This window comes from Corallincola spongiicola (genome assembly GCF_004284785.1).
GTDB classification, from domain to species: domain Bacteria; phylum Pseudomonadota; class Gammaproteobacteria; order Enterobacterales; family Neiellaceae; genus Corallincola; species Corallincola holothuriorum.
Window position 1 is genome coordinate 112,045 of sequence record NZ_SHLY01000003.1, and the last position, 18,821, is coordinate 130,865.

The window sequence follows — 18,821 nt, forward strand, 5'->3', positions numbered from 1 at the left end:
TTTAAAGGAGCATTCAATGGCTGTTAACCCCACCCTGTTTACCCCTTTGCGCTTATCTTTTGCGGGCGTATTCGTTCTGCTGCTGTTTTGTTTTTCCACCATGGTCGAGGGCGATATGTTTGGACTGTTTAAAACTTATGACGTGCACCTGTGCCCGGAAGTGAAAGGACGGCTGACGCTGAAAGGTGAGCCAGTGGCGGGTGTGATGATCACCCGCAATTTGACGTTCTGGGACGAAGCACCGCGCGTAGACACCACGGTTAGCGATGAGAATGGTTATTTCTCTTTTTCTGACGTCGTTATCCAGTCAAAGAAACCTGGCGATATGTTTGTTCAGGAGTTCAGAGATCAAGAGATCTACGTAGAATTTCAGCAGCAAAAATATCTTCTTTGGTTTTCAAGTGTTAGAGGTTATGAGCCGCGTAGCGAGTATTCAAAGAAGTTATCTTCACTAAACTGCGCACTGGAACAGAGTCTTGCCAAGTTTGAATTTCAAGATAAGCAACAAGAAAACCTAAAGTTTACCGCTGTTAGTTTGTGTCGGTGGGACGAAGATTACTTATTATTTAAAGAGTACGACGAAAAGTATTTGTAAGAAAATTTTGGTAAAGGATGACCTATTTTGAATATGTGTGCCTTAACGCCCTCGTTGGCGTCTGAACCGGCAGATTTTGCCTATAGAATTCAAGATACACCTGCAAGTAATTTACTCCGAAGAGTACCCGTTAGTTTAGAGCGAGACTTTGATTTTCAGAATGGACTCGTAACTGGCATCAGTGGCACAGTGTTTGACCGCATGTTTGATCACCGAACAAGTCTTGCTGAGTTCGGTGAGGGTCGACCCAATACCCCCTATGAAGGCATCACTTGCCAATATATTAGTCAGTTATGCATTAGCGGTTGCCCTGTTGATAAACATTATCTGATGATCTAACCTATCCCGATTCATGGGAACGGATACCCAATAACGGCGCTTAAAGGAGCATTCAATGGCTGTTAACCCCACCCTGTTTACCCCTTTGCGCTTATCTTTTGCGGGCGTATTCGTTCTGCTGCTGTTTTGTTTTTCCACCATGGTCGAGGGCGATATGTTTGGACTGTTTAAAACTTATGATGTGCACCTGTGCCCGGAAGTGAAAGGACGGCTGACGCTGAAAGGTGAGCCAGTGGCGGGTGTGATGATCACCCGAAGTTTGACGTTCTGGGACGAAGCACCGCGCGTAGACACCACGGTTAGCGATGAGAATGGTCATTTCTCTTTTCCTGACGTCGTTATCCAGTCAAAGAAACCTGGCGATATGTTTGTTCAGGAGCGCACAGAGCAAGAGATATTTGCTGAATTGGATAACCAAAAATATAAGCTATGGTTTTCTACCCTTCCAGGCTTTAAGCCTCGGTTGGAGTATGAAAAGAAATTAGCTTCTCTTGATTGTGAACTTAATAACAAGCTTGCGACGTTTATGTTCAAGAATGATCAGGATAGTAATGTGAATTTTACCGCTGTGAGTCTATGTCAGTGGGATAATGACTATATCTTTGTATTGGATTACGAAGACAAATACTAGTTTCAACATGTAAAGGATTACGCTTATGACAATGTATCAACTGACTCCATTGTTGGCTGCTAGAGCTGCAGACTATTCGTATAGCTCACGCCAAGCTGATGCGAAACGCTTCCATCAAAATGTCCCTGGTGAGCTTCTCAGGGAGTTTGATTTTGAAGGCGGTTTGGTCTCCGGCATCAGTGGCACCGTGCTTGACCGTATGTTTGATCGCCGAACAGGTTTTGCTGTGATAGGGCAGGGTCGACCGAACACGCCCTACGATGGCCATCATATTGTGGCTATTCGCGGCACGGCGACATTGAAAGACGCCGTGACTGATGCCCATTGTGGTGTCACTAATGCACCGAACAACCATCCTTGTCATGCTGGCTTTTTCCGCACATTTGATAGTATGGCTGGGTCGTTGGAGGAATATTTCTTAGCAGCGAAAAGAAATACTGGGCCATTAAAAGTGCATTGTGTTGGGCATAGCCTCGGAGGCGCATTGGCTAACCTCACGGCCAATATGTTAACGCAACCGCCTTACTCTGCTGAAGTCAATTTATATACGTTTGGCTCACCTCGTGTAGGGGTCGCTGCTTATCCTGGCGCGACGGAATCTTCCACCAAGAAAATATATCGCAGCACCAATGGCTCGGATCCTGTGGCGTTAGTGCCTGTTTGGCCATTTCGGCATGCGGGCAGTGAGTTGTGCCTTGATGGTGCCTGCCTGATTAACCCGATGGCGCATAAGATGGCCCGTTATATCCAGAACGCGGCGGTTTATCAGGATTATGATCAGATCTCTAATTATTCTGCGGCATTGGATCCTGCGCCTCTGCGCCTTAAGGAGCAAGATAGGCATCAGGTGCAGTGTTCAACATTGTGGGAAAAGCGGCTGTTTCGTGCACTTCGTACCTACATTATTGATGCGGGTTTATCGCGGCTGCAAATGGGAGTTTCTGCAGCGTTGACCTTCTATGATGTGCTGGCGAAGCAGATGGAAGATACGGCCAAAACCTCGGATACGCTTGCGGCGCAGCAGCGTGGTTTATTAGCTTGCATGCTCAACTTTGTTGGCAAGTCTGCCGTTGCTGTCGGCGATCTCAGTTACAAGTTTATTCGTAGTGTTTTTCAAATGGTACTGGATAAATTGGCTTCGTTGGCTAAAACGGCCCTTGGCATGTTGAGCGATTAGCTTAAATCCAATCCCATAAAACACACCCGCTTGGTAGCGGGTGTGTTAGTTGCTTGTATAGCCTAGATTTTACTCTAGCAGTCCAATCGCTTTGCCAGTCTGCACGATCGGTTCATAGTCAGCATTGCTGGCTGGGACGAAAGATTGACGTGGGAAGCTTGCCAACAGCTCGGGATCTTTCATGTTCAGTAAGGCGGCTTTCACCTTAGCTTTGAAGCCTTCGCCATAGCGACCATCGACATCACCGCGGATGCTCCATTGATAGTCGGGGTAGGTGGGGGTTTCCCAGATCACGCTGACCTTGTTTGCATCGATTTTGCCTGCGGCCAACTCACTCTCCCACACTTTATAATTTACCGCACCAACTTGGTAAGCACCTGACTGTACCTGAGCGATGGTGCGACTGTGATCACCGGAGAAGCCGACGCGGCTAAACAGTTGCTCTGGCGACTTTTCGCTGAGCAGACGTAGGTAGAACTCAGGCATTAAGCGGCCAGAGGTAGAGCCTTTGGAGCCGAAGGTGAAGGTCTTACCCGCCACGTTGTGTGGAAACTCAGCCGCAGCAGTGAGTTCAGCTTGGTGATGGGCGATAAAGTAGGTTTTGAAGAATTGGTCTTCATAGCCTTGAGCAAGCGCTTCTGAATCAGGTACCAGTGCCCGTGCACGAACGCCAGATAAACCGCCAAACCAAGCCAGCTGCACTTGATCATTTCGAAAAGCTGTCACCGCTGCCGCGTAAGATTTCACCGGAATATAACGTACCTCGACACCGAGTTGTTCACTGAGATAGACCGCAACTTTGTTAAAGCGCTCCTGCAGGCGGCTTTCATCTTCATCGGGTATGGCGGTGAAGGTAAATACAGTGGCAAAGCTGCTACTGGTAGCGAGGAGGGCGGTTAGCGCCAGCAGGGATTTCCAAATGAACTTCATCTTGTTTTTGTCCTTAAAATAGTCGGTGTTGTCGAAAGTTAAAGTGGTTAGGTAAATGAAGGCAGCCGCTTGAGGGTGGCTTCATCTCTTAAGTAATCGTTGACTGCTTCCGTATCGCCACGAAACACAATACGGTGCTGCTTTTTGGTCAGCTGATAGTCGTACATGGGATCGTAATACTCAGCGAACAGCGGGGCGATCCAGGCTTTGTGACTTTCCGGTCGCCCCTGGAGGTGGTCATTGAAGCCATGCTCCAACAGAGCCAATAACTCCCGGTAGCGAAGATCACCCAAGCGGCGTTTTAATTTGCTCATCGCCAGGCGCAAGCCATCGGCAAAGTGGCTAAAGCCTTCCTCCTCTCCCCATTTTTGCTGAGACGCCGCCAAATTATCGAGAATATAGTCGCGATAGCTAGTCTCAATACGTTGTTCTAACGAGGTTTCTACCAATACTAGCGGTGCTTGTTGCATCTCATTTTGTAGGCATAGTGGCAGAGCACAGCGGCCAATCAGATGGCTTTCATCCTCTAGCACAAGCGGCTGGTAACCGTGCTGATGACGATATTTTAATAGGTCGATCGTCAGAGCATTTTCAAAGCCTATTTGTGCAGGCTGGCCACCGATACGTTTGCCAAAAGCGCTACCTCGATGATTTGCTAAACCTTCCAGATCGATAAAACGTGGTAAGCCGGTGAGCAAGTGAGTTTTAGCACAGCCGGTACGCCCCCCCAGAATGACCAGTGGTACCTTAGGTAATTGCTGCTCTAGCTCGTCGATTAAGAAGCGGCGCATTGCTTTATAGCCGCCGCTAATTCGGGGGTAGGGGGTGCCTGTTTCTGTCAGCCATTGTTGACTGATCTGCGAGCGCAAGCCGCCGCGAAAACAGTAGAGGTAACCCTCTGGATGTTGCTCGGCAAAGCGCTGCCAAGCGGCCACTCGCGCCTCTTTGGTAGCCCCTTTCACCAGTTGGTGGCCGAGCTTTATTGCGGCATCTTGGCCATGCTTTTTGTAGCAGGTGCCCACTTTGGCGCGCTCTTGATCTGTCATTAGGGGCAGATTAACTGCGGTAGGGAAGGCGCCTTTGGCAAACTCCAGTGGTGCACGAGTGTCGATCAGTGGCCTGTCATGGAGAAAAATATCGGTAAAATCGGCACTGTCTTTACGCACGTTTGCTATCCGGTTGTCACAATTGGGCGTCATTATAGCGAGTTAATTACTGAATGGATGTAGTTGGTTATCGACAAGCAGCCTGAATGGGGCGCTGTTTTTGATCACATTTTTTTAACAATGTGAGAGTGTTCGTTTTTTAATCGTAAATTCAGTGGCATTCTTCTTTGCTTAATTAGCAAAGTGATTGGTTGAAGTCACGGCAGAGGAACCCAATGACGTCCAGTATCAAACAAAACCTGATTGGCGCCGCAGTATTGGCATTTGCATACGCATCTTCGGCGACAGCGTCGGAATTGACACCTGAGCAGTGTCAGGAGTTTAAGCTGATCGCAGAGGTGTCGTTGACGGAATCACAACAGCAACAGGTGACCGACAGTTGTAAGCAACGCTATAACAGCCAGGATGGGTTAAGCCAGTGCGCTTATGAAGAGGGTGAAGCATTGCGAGTGAAGCTGATGGACGTCGCAACGACAGAGTGTCAGTAATTCCCTATTAGCTTCTGGTAAGTGCGTCTGTGTGGTTTAAGATGTGTACATGGCGAGTGTATTGTCGGTCGTCTTGTTACTGTATTTGATAATAAAACCCACACATTGATCGTGCACCTAGTAATTAATGTGTAGCTGTATATGTTGTGGTGACGCCTTTCCAAATAGATCGTTCACTAGGACATTTCAGACAACATGGTAGTTGCAAACAAGGCATTAATAGACAAGTTGCAAACGTATGACGTTCACGTCATCGGCTCAGGCATTGGTGGTCTCTGTGTCGCCTTGTTGTTGGCAAAGGTGTTTGCTAAAAAAGTTTGTCTATTAGAACAGCATTGGACTGCGGGTGGTCAAACGCATACCTTTGGGCGCAAAGGTGGCCAATATGAATGGGACGTAGGTATCCACTATGTTGGTAACCCTGAAGATGAAAAATTGCCTTCTAGGTTGTTACGTTTTCTGTCAAACGACCGACTGAAGTGGCGAAAGCTTGATCAGGCCTATGATCGTATTCGTTATCAAGATCTCAGTTTTGATTTCATCGCTGGAAAGGCAGAGTTGATCGCCAGCTTGGTGGATAAATTTCCTCACGAAGAAAAGGCGATCAAGGGCTACTTCAAAGATATTCAGAAGGCCAGCCAATGGCTGATCAAAAAAAACATTATAAATATTGTTCCATCGCTAATTGCCTATCCTCTGCGTTGGCTGCGCCACCTCAATAACAAGCTGGGAAGGCAGACCACTGCTGAGTATTTGGCGTGTCACTTTAAAGATAAGGCGCTGCGTAACTTGCTCGCGAGTCAGTGGGGCGATTATGGCTTGCCACCTGAACAGAGTATGTTCGCGATACATGCGCTGGTGATGAACAGTTATCTTGACGGTGGTTGGTACCCCGAGGGGGGAAGCGGCCAGATTGCCCAGGTGTTACTTGATGAGCTGGAAAAGTGTGACGGCACCTGCCTGACCAATGTGAAGATAGAGAAAATCATTACCGGCAAAGAACAGGGAGCAGCTCAGGTTGTTGCGCTGGATGTCACCATAGATCACCATAAGCCTAGCGCGTATTCCTTTACGTTACCTATCAAACAGCTGTTCTCGAGTTCAGGGGCTTACAATACCTATCGTAAACTTTTAGATAAGCCGATATATCCAGATTTAGAAAAGATCCCTTGGCGCACTAGTCTTATGACGCTGTACTTTTCGCTGAATAGAGACCCTCGTGAGCTGGGCTTTACCAGCAGCAATTATTGGCTATTTGATCAAAAAGCCGATGGGCCATTTTTGACTCAGGAAAGTCGTGGCGTATTTCTTTCATTTCCGACATTAAAGCAGGGCGAGAATAGCAATTTTTGCGGTGAGATTGTCGCACATATTGACCCCGCACGGTTTAGCCAGTGGCGAGATACTGTTTGGAAAAAGCGCGGTAAGGATTACCGAGCGATGAAAGATGAGTTGATTAGTCAGCTTATCGATGCCGTCAGTCAGCATTATCCAGAGTTGAGAGCAGCGATTGACTATAAAGAGTTATCCACACCGCTCAGCTTGGCCTTTTTTACCCAGCATCCTCACGGCAATATGTACGGTGTCCCCTTTATTGCTGGCCGCGATAGCTTTGAATTCTGTCAAGCCAAGACACCCTACAGTAATCTATATTTATGTGGCCAAGATGTGCTCAGTATGGGATTTTTTGGTGCGCTGTCGGGCAGTATGTTTAGTGCTTTGGAAAGTCAGGGAAGTAAAGGCTTTCCCACTATGATGGGGGCAATTAAGGTGTTTGAAAAAGTTAACTAGCTTACCGTTTTAGGCTGCTGTCTATCTATGGCTATTCTATTTGTTAAGTCACTGATTTAGTTGCTTTGGGTGGCGATGGTTGGTTAATTTGATCAGTGGCTTATTTTGCTGGTATTTATCCGTCTTTAGCTGGTATTGCTCGCCTGCCCCTGCCATGCTTATCGACCGATTGGCTGCCTATTTAATCATGGCTGAGTTCATAGGAGGAACCATGTACCGCCTCTTCGAAATGCCAGCTTCTGGTAACTGCTATAAAGTGCGCTTAATGATGTCTCATCTGGATATTCCCTATGAGCGGTATTCTATTGACATTATTCGCGGTGAATCGCGAACTCCTGAGTTTTTGAATTTAAACTGCAATGGCAAGGTGCCGGTATTGCAGCTTCCAGATGGGCGTACATTGCCGGAATCAAATGCGATACTGTGGTTCCTGGCAGAGAATACTGCTTACCTGCCGCAGGACTCGTTCGAGCGGGCGCAGGTCTTACAGTGGATGTTCTTCGAACAATACAGTCATGAGCCCTATATCGCGACCAGTCGATTCTGGCGGGTGTTTGCTGATCCGAGTAAACATGAGTCAGAACTGGCGGCGGCTCATCCGAAAGGGGAAAAAGCGCTGCGCGTATTGGAACGCCACCTGAGCACCCGGCGTTTTATGGTGGCAGATAGCTATACCATTGCTGACATTGCGCTCTATGCCTATACCCATGTGGCCGATGAAGGCGGTTTTAATCTGGAATGCTATCCGGCTATCAGGCGCTGGTTGCAGGAAGTTGCCAGCCAACCTGGTCATGTCACTATCTGTGGATGACCCCAATTCGGTACTGATAACAAAATTGTTGTTAACCCACTTCAAAACCTAATTCGGCGTAGTTTTCACGTCTAATGACAAAGGATCGATCTGAATGAAAGATGCAACCAAGGCGATACATGCTGGTTATCAAACTGACCCGACGACCAAATCGGTTGCCGTGCCTATTTATCAAACTGTGGCGTATGAATTTGATAACGCTCAGCATGGCGCCGATCTATTTAATCTGGAAGTGCCTGGGAATATCTACACCCGTATTATGAATCCGACCACAGATGTGTTGGAGCAGCGCTGCGCTGCGTTGGAAGGAGGCGTTGCGGCGCTTGCTTTATCAGCCGGTAGTTCAGCTATTCATTATGCGATTATTACCTTGGCCAGTGCTGGCGCGAATATCGTATCGCCGCCACAACTGTACGGTGGCACGTATACCCTGTTTGCTCACATGCTGCCGTCGATGGGAATTGAGGTTAAGTTCGCAGCGGATGATAGCGCTGAGGCGATCGCTGCCTGTATTGATGAGAATACCCGTGCGGTATTCTGCGAGACGATTGGCAACCCCGCAGGCAACATTATTGATCTGGAGGCTGTTGCGAAAGTGGCCCATGACGGCGGAGTACCGTTGGTGGTCGATAACACGGTGGCAACCCCGGTATTGTGTAAACCGATCGAGCATGGTGCTGATATTGTGGTGCACTCATTGACTAAATATATGGGTGGACACGGCACTGCGCTAGGCGGTGTGATTGTGGATGGCGGCACTTTCCCCTGGGCCGACTATCCGGAAAAATACCCTATGCTGACCCAACCGGAGCCGGCTTATCATGGTGTGGTGTATACCGAAGCGTTTGGTCCTGCGGCCTTCGCCGGCCGTGCCCGTACGGTGCCGCTACGTAATACCGGTGCGGCAATATCACCAATGAATGCTTTTTTAATCCTGCAAGGGATAGAAACCTTAGCGTTGCGGATGGAGCGTCATTGCGACAACGCCCTCGCGGTGGCGAGTTATCTGAAACAGCATGAAAAAGTCGAGTGGGTTAGCTTTGCCGGCTTGGAGGAGGACCCTCGCTATCCCTTAGCGCAGAAGTACTTTAATGGTAAACCTTCATCACTGCTCACCTTCGGTATTAAAGGCGGTTTGGAAGCGGGAGTGAAGTTTTACGATGCGCTTGGTTTGTTTAAGCGTTTGGTGAATATTGGTGATGCGAAATCACTGGCGTGCCATCCGGCCAGTACCACTCACCGTCAACTCTCTGGTGAGGAGCTGGCAGCCGCTGGCGTGACTCCTGAGATGCTCCGTCTATGTGTCGGTATCGAACATATCGACGACATTCTCGCCGACCTGGAACAGGCGTTGGCACTTGCCTAACGGGGATCGGTTGCGTTAGCGCAAACAATGATTGGCCACCGCTTTGTCGGTGGCTTTTTTTATTGTATATTCAGATGGTTACTATAACTCAGTATTTGCTTAAGGATGAGTGGCTATGAAAGCTTCCGCGGTTGTTCTCTCTGCCTTTTTACTTGCCTGTTCCACGTCCGTTTTCGCTGAAAGCGAAGGCCCGAGTTTCTCCATTGGCGCTACGGGTGTAAAAACCTATTTTGATGAAAGCTGGGATTTATGTCTCTATGATTGCGGCTTCCAACCGAATCTTGATGACGATACCGATGCCGGTTTTGAGCTGTTTGCTAAGGTCCAATACAGTCCGTTATGGACCTGGAAAGTAGGCTATATGGATCAGGGGGAGTTTAGTTTTAAGGGACGCAACAGCAATGAGTTCGTGACCGGTACAGGCGACGTGAGTATTGCTTATGCGGCGTGGGCACCTCAATGGTTGGTTACCGAGAGTTTCTCATTGACAGCAGGTCTGGGCTTGGGTATTCAAAATATTGACCTGGATGTTCAAGGTGGTGAGGCCGATATTGATGACGGCAGCGTATTTTATAGCTCTCTAGGCGCTGAATATCGTTTCACCGAGCAGTTTGCGATGCACGCTGAGGCGGGTTATAGCTTGGGTGATGATATCGATGTTGGTTGGATTGGCCTCGGCGGTAGCTACTTCTTCTAGTCACACACCAAGACAAGTTAAGTGTTCTCAAACGCTTAACTTGTCTAATGCATAGCCTCAGTTTCATTTAGGCGCTCTACCCGCCCCAGTAAATATAAGCACATCTAAGCTTTGCAATCGCCATGGTTGTGCCGGTTGGCGTAGTCATATGAGTGGCTCTCTTCCCTACAGATCAGCAGCACAAAGCGCACTGTTTAGGTGTCTAGGCGTCGCAAAGACTTTAATAACGAGGGCGGGTTTGTTGCTTCTATTGTTTTGGCGTGAACTGTCCGGTGTTGCGTGGCTTCACATGCATTGTTGAAGGAGTTGCAGCTCAACTACTTAGGGACTATATCTACTTTGCATTGGCGTTTTCTTTCGCGGTCAAGCTGCATCATTCCACTAAGGCAAAGCTCATGGCAGAGGCTAGGGCTGAAGTCGAGTAGGGAGTCATCATGGGTACCTTATGTTGCTCAACACGCATCAATTATCACCCTGCGAATGAGCAGCATCTGCATGCTTTGGTCGCTCTGGACAGTGACCCTGAAGTGATGCGTTATATCAACGGTGGTAATCCGACGCCAGCTCAGCACTATCGTGAGCGGGTGTTGCCCCGTTGGCAGGCATTGGCTGAAAGAGCATCGCATCTGGGCTTCTTTGTGATGGAGCATCAGGAGGATGGACGGATATTGGGCTGGGTACATAATCGCCCGTTTGTTGATGCTAAGGGGGATGAGACCGGCGAACTTGAGTTGGGCTACCGGTTGTTTCGTTGTGAATGGGGGCAGGGTTACGCTAAAGAGGCTGCCGCCTGGGTGTTGAACAATAGTAAGCAGCGTAAAGAAGCCAGCAAATTAGTGGCCATTGCTATGCCTGATAACCTCGCATCGATTGCTGTGATGCGTCATGTCGGTATGTCTAAAGAACATAGCTACACCCATGCCACGGGGGTTGAAGTGGTTAAGTACAGTTGTCAGCTCGATTGAGATTTGCACAGACAAACAGATCAGCATTAATGTTAATAATTTGTAACCCTTTGCCTAGGCGTTAACCTCTTTTCCCTCATATACTCATTGTCAATATTATCAGTGTGACAAGGTTATGGTCCTTACTTCCAGTTCATTGAAGAACCCCGCCGGTGTTTTAATCATGGTTGCCATGGTGGCTTTGCTAGGACTATACAGCCTGCATCAGCTGCCAGTACAACTCTTCCCCTCGATTGAGCGTCCGCAAATCTCGGTGATGACCAGTTGGCGCGCGGCTTCACCGCGGGAGATTGAATCGGAGATCCTTGAGCCACAAGAAGAGGTGTTGCAGGGGCTGCCGGGTGTTGAAGAGATGTCCGCCTGGGCGAATCGCGGTACCAGCTGGATCAATCTGACATTCGGTTTAGAAACCGATATGCAGAAGACGCTGATTGAGGTGATTGCGCGGATGAACCGCTTGCCATTGATGCCTCGCGATTCTGATCCACCCACCATCATGTTGGGCGGTTGGGGTGGAGACACTCCTGCGTTGACCTACTTCTTCATTCAGGCGTTGCCGGAGAATGAACACCCAGTTAGTGACTACCTGACTTTCTTTGAAGATGTGGTGCGCCCCCGTTTGGAGTCTGTGCCCGGTGTCAGTCGTGCGCGTTTAGAAAGTGGGGGCGGTTCGCCGGAAGAGTTACAGGTTCGTTTCGATCCGTTTCTTGCTGCCGATCTGGGAATCGATCTGAGTGCTATCGGTAGCTTGCTCGGCAGTGGCAATGACATATCTGGCGGTTTTGTCGATGTGGGGCGGCGTCAGTACACCTTGCGCTTTGCTGGGCGTTACCAGCCGGAGCAGTTGGGTGAGTTAATTCTTGAATGGCGTGATGGTCGGCCGGTGTATCTGCGGGACATCGCAGAGATCACGGTGAAACGTGGCGATCGCCAGGGGTTGGCGATCCAGAATGGCAATCCAGCGATATCGGTGCGTATCGATCGCCAAAGTGGCGCAAATGTTTTGGCAACCTTGTCGTTAGTGAAAGCGGAAGTAGAGAAACTGCGGCAGACGGTATTGGCAGAAAAACAGCTCACCATGGAGCAGTCTTTTGATGCGTCGATTTTCATTCTGCGAGCGATCAACCTGCTCACAGGCAATTTGAGTATTGGCATCTTGCTCGCCATTGGCGTGTTGTGGTGGTTTATGCGCCAGACTCGCGCCACCTTGCTGGTGGCATTGGCGATCCCGATCTCGCTGCTGTCCACTTTTGTGGTACTTAAGCTCACTGGGCGCTCACTGAATGTGATCTCTTTGGCCGGTTTGGCCTTTGCGGTGGGTATGGTGTTGGATGCGGCCATTGTTGTGCTGGAAAATATCGTTCGTCATCGCCAACAAGGCGAGACCGGCTTGCGAGCTGCGGAAGTCGGTGCCACTGAGGTATGGGGGGCGCTGTTGGCGTCCACAGCTACCACGGTGGCCATTTTCATCCCGGTGATTTTCCTTAAGGATGTCGAAGGTCAACTGTTTGCTGATTTGGCGCTGACCATCGCCATCGCAGTGTCCATCTCTTTACTTGTTGCGGTCACTATTTTACCCGCTGCTGCCAGCCGCTGGTTGGTACGTGATGCGATCCCAGATCGGTTGGCAGGTTTATGGCTCCGCATTACCGAGAGAATTATGCGAATAACGGCATCCGCTAAGCGGCGCTGGCTTTTAATTGTCAGCATGATGACAGTGCCGATTGCAGTGACTGTATTGATGTTGCCATCGATCGATTATCTGCCGCCAGTGAAACGGGATGCGGTTGATGCCTGGTTTAATTTTCCCCCAGGTGCATCTATCGATACGTTAGATAAAGAGATCGTGCAGACCATAGTTCAACGCTTAGATCCTTACATGAAGGGCGAGCAGCAACCCGCCTTGAAAAACTACTACATCATCCTCTGGCCCAACGGTGGCACCATGGGCGTCAGGGTGAAAGAGCAAGAGCAAGTCGGAGAGATGGAAACCTTGATGCGGGAGCAGATCTTGGTAGGTCTGCCAGACACCATGGCTTTTGCCCGGCAAGGCAACCTGTTTGGTGGTTTTGGGGGGGGACGCCATATTGCTGTGCACCTGAAATCGCGAGACACCGACGCTCTGCTACAAGTGGCACGTTTTGGTGTCGAGCGGCTAAATGAAGTGATGCCGGAAGCGAATGTACGGCCAAATCCCGGCTTAGAGATGGCGGAACCAGAACTCCGGGTGGTGCCAAATGACAGACGGATGTTGGAAGTGGGTTGGGATCGCAGCGATCTTGGCAGGCTGATACGGTCGTTTGGTGATGGCCTTTACGTTGGCGAGTACTTTGATGGTGATAAGCGGATGAATATTATCTTCCGCAGTGACCAATGGCAGTCACCTGAGCAGCTTTCCGCCATGCCGTTGGCAACGCCTCAAGGTGGTCAGGTGACCTTGGGCGAACTCGTAGATATTGAGCGTACCGTAGGGCCCAGTCAGGTTCAGCGCATTGATCGCCGCCGTACCATTACGTTAGGTGTAACGCCCCCTGAGGGGATGACGCTGCAGCAAGCGATTGATCTGATAAAAACTGAGGTTGAGCCGCAATTGCAAGCGCGTATGCCTGCCGATGGTGCCATCGGTTATGGCGGAAGTGCAGATAGTCTAAAGAGCGCACTGAGTAACATGGCGGAGAACTTCGTTGTTGCTTTACTGCTGTTGTTTTTGCTCATGGCCGGACTGTTTCGCTCAGCCAAGGACAGCTTGCTGGTGGTGCTATCAATACCGTTAGCGACGGTGGGTGGCGTGTTAGCGTTACGTTTATTGCATCTAGTCAGCTTTCAGCCGCTGGATCTATTGACCATGATCGGCTTTGTGATCTTACTGGGTTTGGTGGTGAACAACGCGATCCTGTTAGTGCACCAGACCCGTTCCGCAGAGCGCCATGGCGAAGATCGTGCTGAAGCTGTCCGGCAGGCATTGTTGTTGCGGATGCGGCCTATCTTTATGAGTACCTTGACCAGTATTTTCGGCATGTTGCCGCTGGTGCTGATGCCTGGTACGGGCAGTGTTATCTATCGTGGCCTGGCGACGGTCATTGTCGGCGGCATGTCGGTGAGTACGTTATTTACCCTGCTGTTGTTACCGGCATTACTGCGCCTAGGTGAAGGTCAACAGAGGCAAGCCGAAGTCGTGGATATGCCGGAGCGTTTTCCAATGGCCAGTGGCAACAAAGGCAACCGGAGTTAGTGAGATGAGATTTGTGAAGTGGTTTATCAGTGTTGGCCTAGTCTGCCTATCATCTAGCGCTGTTGCGGAAACGCCACCGGCGTCGGTGTGGGTGGCCACCTCCGTAAGCCAACAGATGCAGGCGCAGCTGTGGTTGCCCGGCACCGTAGCCTCGCGCCATGATGCAGAGATTGCCGCAGAGATCAGTGGCCGTTTGACCTGGATCGCGGAAGTGGGGACGCAGGTTGCAGCCGGAGATGTGTTGGCGCGTATTGATGATAGCTATTTGGCGTTGGAGCTAGCCGCGGCTGAGTCGGCCATCGTGCGTTTGCAGGCGCAACTGACCTTTTTGGATAAGAAACTGGAGCGCTTCACCGAAGTGGCTCGCAGTCAGGGTACATCCCAGAATGAATTGGATGAGTTAACCTCGTCGCGGGACATGGCCGTACAGGAGTTGGTGGAGGCCAATATTAGCCGGGAGCAAATTAAGCATCGACTGGCACGCACGCAGGTGAAAGCCCCTTACGATGGTTTGGTGGTGAGTCGGGTACAGCAGCCCGGTGAATATACGGAGATTGGTGAAGATCTTCTGCGCTTAGTGCAGATCTCTACGCGCGAGGTGCGCATACAGGCACCATTGAGTGTGGCTGCCTACCTCAAAGTTGGCGATCAGGTGGAGGTTTCCTATCTCAACCAATCCGCAATGTTTGCTGTACGAACCTTGATCCCTGTGGGCGACCAGCGCTCTCGTACCATGGAGTTGAGGTTGCAGATGAACGACACGGATTGGCCGGTGGGCGCTGCGGTCAAAGTCGCGCTGCCCAACAGTCAACCGATGCAGGTGATCGCCGTGCCTCGTGATGCATTGGTATTGCGCGGCAAGCAGCGCTATGTCTTTAGCATCGATGAAGAGGGTGCTGCTAGCCGTATTGAGGTAAGCACAGGTATTGCCCAAGGCGATCTGATCCAGGTGGTCGGTGAGCTATCCGCAGGGCAGGCGGTGGTGGTTCGAGGTGCTGAGCGTTTGCAGCCTGGGCAGAAGGTAAAAGTAGAGAATCGACTGGCACAAGCGGAAAAGGTTGCCAATATAGAAGGTTAACCAACTCCGACCACTGCGTGTTGGTTTGGTCAACGCTCACTATTCGGACATAATAGGCGCAGCTTATCATTGGGCTAGCGTTTATTTGCTCGCCAACAGACAGGAATGACTCATGGTTATCAAGCCAAAAATTCGCGGTTTTATCTGTACCAATTCCCATCCCGCTGGCTGTGCGGCCAACGTGCAGGAGCAGATCGCCTTTACCAAAGCACAGGGTGCTATCGCTAATGGTCCCAAGAAGGTGTTAGTGATCGGTGCCTCTACTGGATATGGCATGGCGTCGCGTATCACTGCCGCGTTTGGTTGCGGTGCTGCCACCCTCGGTATTTTCTTTGAAAAGCCAGGTACGGTGAAGCGGACGGCCAGTGCGGGTTGGTATAACTCTGCGGCGTTCCAAAGTGCTGCTGATGAAGCTGGCTTGTATAGCAAGAACATCAATGGCGATGCTTTTTCTGATGAGATTAAGCAGAAGACCATTGAGGTGATTAAGCAAGATCTTGGTCAGGTTGATATGGTGGTTTACAGCTTGGCATCGCCTCGCCGTACGGATCCTAAAACTGGCGAAACTTTCACTTCAACATTGAAGCCGATCGGTCAGGCGTATACCGCGCGTACGTTGAATACAGACAAGCTTGAAGTGCATGAGATGACGCTGGAGCCAGCGACCGAGCAAGAGATCGCCGATACCGTGAAAGTGATGGGCGGTGAAGATTGGGAGCTATGGCTTGATGCACTGAGTGAAGCGGGTGTGTTAGCAGAAAACGTGGAAACAGTTGCCTACAGCTACATCGGTAAAGAATTGACCTGGCCTATTTATGGCAAAGCGACCATTGGTAAAGCGAAAGAAGATCTTGATCGTGCTGCTGCCGCGATCACAGGCAAGTTAAGTGGGCTCAAGGGTCAGGCCCGTGTGAGCGTGTTAAAGGCGTTGGTGACGCAAGCAAGTTCCGCCATTCCAATTATGCCGCTGTATATTTCATTGCTATATAAAGTGATGAAGGAAGAGGGCAGCCACGAAGGTTGTATCGAACAGATCCAACGTTTGTTCCAACAGGTCTATGTCGGCCCTGAAAACCTAGATGAAGATAATCGTTTGCGTGTTGATGACAAAGAGCTTGCGCCTCATGTTCAGGCTGCTGTTGCCGATGTTTGGCCGGAAGTCACCACTGAGAACTATAACGAGTTAACAGATTATCGCGGCTACCACGCCGACTTCCTGAAGCTGTTTGGTTTCGGGGTGACGGGCGTGGATTACGAAGCGGATGCGGATCCAGAAGTGGAAATGCCGTTGGCTTAATATCGCATATATCTAAGAAAGGGCGCCTGATTGGCGCCTTTTTACGTTGTAGATAGTGGATTTTTTGACTCTTGCCGCTGACACCGCCGTGACAACCCCATAAACTCTGTCAGGTTTGATTGATTGTTTTCTTCGAAATGGATCCCGTGGGTATGGTAAATAAATTACTTGTTCTAATGTTTGGCAGTCTGTTGTTAATGACGGGCTGTAGTGATGCCCCCGATTCAGCTGAAGTGCAAAAGGCGATTGAGCGCCATATCGTTTGGCAACCATGGCAGGTTGGCTCGGTAAAGCTGGACAGTGAATCTGTAGTCGGCGATAGCGCAGTGCAATATCGTTTTACGGCGAAACTCTCGCCGAAAGAGGATCTTTATCAACCACTGTTTGTTCTCGGTGACGTTCAAGTGGTCGCCGTTGGACGCCAGCGTGGAGAAAGTAAAGCCGTGCTGGGCGTGGCCGATGCGAAGAAGGGCGGTCATGGCTGGGAGATAGAGATTGCATTTGAGAACGATCCGTTCACTGATGAGGGGATGCCACAGAAAGACAATGATGTGGTGATCAGTTCTGCAGAATTTAACAGTGCGTTGAAACTTGCCAGTGCGGAGCTCTCACAGGTCAATATTGAAGTCGCAGAGTTGACAGAGAAGCTTAGCGGTTCGCGGGTGCGCCATCAGGAAGTACTGGTGCAATTGAGTGCCCTGAGGGATTCTAACCGATACAAGGTGGACCGGCTCAAGCAACAGTTTGAAAGCCAACGCCAAGCAGTTGAAGAACGTTATGCTGCTAAGTCTCGGCAAAGTCAGGCCAACTTGAATGAGCAGCGTAAACAGCAGCTCATCGCCTTGAATGTAAAGTTTGAAGACCGTTTTACTCGGGCCGAGCACGCGTTTGCCAGTAAACGTCGCGCTTTGGATAAAGCCATGGTCGACAACGATCGTAACTACAATATCTTGGTACAGGATGTGCACAAGGCGTACAAGGCTGATATCAGCGGCCTGGATCCCGATTCCATTTCGTCCGATGAATATCGTGCCTATCTTGATGCCCGCGTGAAAGCGCGTGATAAAGCGCTGGAGCAGACCAAAGAGGAGCATCAGCAGATGCGAGAGCAACTGCGGGTCGAAAAAGAGGAGTTGGTGGTCAACCATCGAAGCAATATGGATCTGCTAAGGCAGGAGAAGCGTAGCACGCTTGAAGAAGCCCGACGTCAGCAAACAGATCAGAAGCAATCTATGTTTGGCGAAGTGCAGGTACAGATGGATGCCGCTTTAGCTGAGCTTGATAAAAGCTATGAAGCACGCCGTGCAGAGCTGCTGGCAGAAGAGAAAGCGTTGAACCGAGAACTGAAAGATTTAGCGCAGAGCTTGAATGAACTGGAGACGTTAAACGCCAGTAAATTGAATCGGCGAGATGCGTTGACCAAGGGGATCGAAGCGGCTGGAGCTGCGGGCGCTACAATCAGCTAGCTGTTTGAATCATGACAAGGAGAGGAAAGATGCAGAGAGTATTGATGCTTGTTGGCCTCTATCTGATGTTGTTGATGGGGTCGGCCACGGCTGGCACCATCAGCGTGATGGGAACGGCGACGCTGGAACAGATACCCGATCAGGTGCTGGTACGGCTGCAGGTGGTGAAAACTGCGACCACGGCAACACAGGCTAAAAGTGCAGCAGATGAGTCGGTTACCGCAATTTTGGACAGCGTTAGAGGTTTGGGGTTGGCAGATAACCAGATCGACGCAGCTGATCTGCGATTATCCCCCCGTTACGATTATCAAAATCGCGTGCGTACCTATATCGGTATTGAAGCTTCTCGTCAGATCGTCCTGATCTTAAAGGACCCAACGCTGCTAGCGCCGCTGCTGGATAAAGTGGTGAGTGCGGGTGCTGATGAGGTGCAGGGCGTTAATTGGCACTTCAGCCAGTTAAAGTCGTTACAACATCAGGCGCGTATCGCCGCATTAAAAGATGCCCGTAAGCAGGCGCAAGAGCTTGCCGCTGTTTATGGTGCCAAACTAGGCGAGGTTGAGCGTATCGACACCGTCAACCAGGCGTCTCCGATGCCCCGGTTGCGGATGGCGATGGCGGATGAAAGTGCAGGTTATCAAGCACCGACGCAGCAGATCAGTGTGCAGGTCTGGGTAGAATTTGAACTGGACTAAGTGATGCGTTGCATTTGGCTGCGGTGATTGTTATCGCGGCAGCTGGCATCGCAGCAGGCGTTCTTGCCGTTGTAAATTATTTCGTAAATAAATATGT

Annotated in this window: 16 protein-coding genes; 14 read left to right on the forward strand and 2 right to left on the reverse strand. The window is 50.1% G+C overall.

Annotated features, from left to right (window positions below):
- From EXY25_RS10865 to EXY25_RS10875, 3 genes are all read left to right on the forward strand, one after another.
- The coding region (locus tag EXY25_RS10865; RefSeq protein ID WP_207232152.1) for a DUF6795 domain-containing protein at nt 1-595 on the forward strand (595 nt) is incomplete at its 5' end.
- 394 nt (nt 596-989) lie between these two features.
- Nucleotides 990-1,565, forward strand: coding sequence for a DUF6795 domain-containing protein (locus tag EXY25_RS10870; protein ID WP_130566792.1), 576 nt, complete (start codon nt 990-992; stop codon nt 1,563-1,565).
- Between the two features lie 25 nt (nt 1,566-1,590).
- Nucleotides 1,591-2,742 carry a lipase family protein gene (locus EXY25_RS10875; protein ID WP_130566793.1) on the forward strand — a complete coding sequence of 384 codons (1,152 nt, stop codon included), beginning with the start codon at nt 1,591-1,593 and terminating at the stop codon, nt 2,740-2,742.
- A gap of 69 nt (nt 2,743-2,811) precedes the next feature.
- Here the strand turns inward: EXY25_RS10875 and EXY25_RS10880 are convergent, their stop codons facing one another.
- Both EXY25_RS10880 and mnmH read right to left on the reverse strand, forming a co-directional pair.
- The gene (locus EXY25_RS10880) at nt 2,812-3,672 is read right to left on the reverse strand and encodes a putative selenate ABC transporter substrate-binding protein (protein ID WP_130566794.1); all 861 of its coding nucleotides are present in this window, start codon (nt 3,670-3,672) and stop codon (nt 2,812-2,814) included.
- Nucleotides 3,673-3,719: 47 nt separating this feature from the next.
- Nucleotides 3,720-4,838: a tRNA 2-selenouridine(34) synthase MnmH gene (gene mnmH / locus EXY25_RS10885; protein ID WP_246019543.1), complete on the reverse strand. Its 1,119-nt coding sequence runs from the start codon at nt 4,836-4,838 to the stop codon at nt 3,720-3,722.
- 215 nt (nt 4,839-5,053) lie between these two features.
- On the opposite strand from mnmH, the gene EXY25_RS10890 reads away from it, so the two are divergent.
- The 11 genes from EXY25_RS10890 to EXY25_RS10940 all read left to right on the forward strand — a co-directional run bounded on the left by EXY25_RS10890 (nt 5,054) and on the right by EXY25_RS10940 (nt 18,724).
- A complete protein-coding gene (locus tag EXY25_RS10890) occupies nt 5,054-5,326 on the forward strand; it encodes a hypothetical protein (RefSeq protein ID WP_130566796.1) in 273 nt (90 codons plus the stop codon).
- A gap of 195 nt (nt 5,327-5,521) precedes the next feature.
- Entirely contained in the window at nt 5,522-7,117 is a 1,596-nt protein-coding gene (locus EXY25_RS10895) for a phytoene desaturase family protein (RefSeq protein WP_130566797.1), read from the forward strand.
- A gap of 211 nt (nt 7,118-7,328) precedes the next feature.
- On the forward strand, nt 7,329-7,928 hold the full coding sequence (locus tag EXY25_RS10900) for a glutathione S-transferase family protein (RefSeq protein ID WP_130566798.1): 600 nt from the start codon (nt 7,329-7,331) through the stop codon (nt 7,926-7,928).
- 94 nt (nt 7,929-8,022) lie between these two features.
- Nucleotides 8,023-9,294: an O-acetylhomoserine aminocarboxypropyltransferase/cysteine synthase family protein gene (locus tag EXY25_RS10905; protein WP_130566799.1), complete on the forward strand. Its 1,272-nt coding sequence runs from the start codon at nt 8,023-8,025 to the stop codon at nt 9,292-9,294.
- A gap of 115 nt (nt 9,295-9,409) precedes the next feature.
- Nucleotides 9,410-9,991, forward strand: a complete 582-nt coding sequence (locus tag EXY25_RS10910) for an outer membrane beta-barrel protein (protein WP_130566800.1) — start codon at nt 9,410-9,412, stop codon at nt 9,989-9,991.
- Between the two features lie 434 nt (nt 9,992-10,425).
- On the forward strand, nt 10,426-10,956 hold the full coding sequence (locus tag EXY25_RS10915; protein ID WP_130566801.1) for a GNAT family N-acetyltransferase: 531 nt from the start codon (nt 10,426-10,428) through the stop codon (nt 10,954-10,956).
- A gap of 115 nt (nt 10,957-11,071) precedes the next feature.
- Nucleotides 11,072-14,188 carry an efflux RND transporter permease subunit gene (locus tag EXY25_RS10920; RefSeq protein WP_130566802.1) on the forward strand — a complete coding sequence of 1,039 codons (3,117 nt, stop codon included), beginning with the start codon at nt 11,072-11,074 and terminating at the stop codon, nt 14,186-14,188.
- Between the two features lie 4 nt (nt 14,189-14,192).
- Nucleotides 14,193-15,266, forward strand: coding sequence for an efflux RND transporter periplasmic adaptor subunit (locus EXY25_RS10925; protein ID WP_114337503.1), 1,074 nt, complete (start codon nt 14,193-14,195; stop codon nt 15,264-15,266).
- Between the two features lie 112 nt (nt 15,267-15,378).
- Complete coding sequence (gene fabV / locus EXY25_RS10930) at nt 15,379-16,563, forward strand: enoyl-ACP reductase FabV (RefSeq protein ID WP_114337504.1); 1,185 nt, start codon at nt 15,379-15,381, stop codon at nt 16,561-16,563.
- A gap of 152 nt (nt 16,564-16,715) precedes the next feature.
- Nucleotides 16,716-18,029 (forward strand): coiled-coil domain-containing protein, encoded by a 1,314-nt coding sequence (locus EXY25_RS10935; RefSeq protein ID WP_130566803.1) that lies wholly within the window; start codon nt 16,716-16,718, stop codon nt 18,027-18,029.
- A 29-nt stretch (nt 18,030-18,058) separates the two neighbouring features.
- The gene (locus EXY25_RS10940) at nt 18,059-18,724 is read left to right on the forward strand and encodes an SIMPL domain-containing protein (RefSeq protein ID WP_165419336.1); all 666 of its coding nucleotides are present in this window, start codon (nt 18,059-18,061) and stop codon (nt 18,722-18,724) included.
- Nucleotides 18,725-18,821: the final 97 nt, after the last annotated feature.